1 protein-coding gene and 1 pseudogene are annotated in these 557 nt (G+C 48.3%); both read left to right on the top strand.

The genetic code is table 11. The annotated features are described in order from the left end of the window. Nucleotides 1–436 (top strand): PfkB family carbohydrate kinase (locus R8N47_RS27490; RefSeq protein ID WP_318186398.1); only part of this gene is annotated, 436 nt, incomplete at its 5' end. 11 nt (nucleotides 437–447) lie between these two features. Next, a pseudogene (locus R8N47_RS27485) lies at nucleotides 448–557 on the top strand (keto-hydroxyglutarate-aldolase/keto-deoxy-phosphogluconate aldolase); the annotation flags it as partial.

The following is a 557-nucleotide window of genomic DNA, read 5'->3' as shown; positions in this document are numbered from 1 at the left end:
CGCATTCGATAACAACTTCCGCCCTAAGCTTTGGCCTAACATCGAGCAAGCTCGTGATTTTTACTCAAAGATCCTCAGCGTCACCGATATGGCATTTTTGACCTTCGATGACGAGGTCATGCTGTGGGGAGATAAGCACGAAGATGAAGCGATCAGCCGTACGAAAAACTTTGGCGTGAAAGAGATCATCGTGAAACGTGGCGCGGACGACTGTTTTGTTGTAACACAAGATCAACAACACACCGTTGCGGCCTTGAAGGTTGATGCTGTGGTGGATACCACGGCGGCGGGTGATTCTTTTAGTGCGGGTTATCTTGCAAAACGAATTTTAGGCGGAGACGTTGCGGAGTCTGCGCTTGCTGGTCACAAAGTGGCTGGCACGGTTATTCAACATCGCGGCGCGATCATTCCAAGCCAAGCGATGCCAACTATTTAAGGAACGATGAAATGAAAGATCTGAACCAACAACTTTCAGAAATTAAAGTAGTCCCTGTTATCGCGATCAAAGACGCAGGCAAGGCAGTGAAACTGGCACAAGTGCTGATTGAAAATGGCCT

The sequence above is a fragment of the Vibrio sp. 2132-1 genome (assembly GCF_033344315.1).
This window is presented reverse-complemented; position numbering and strand designations above follow the sequence as displayed.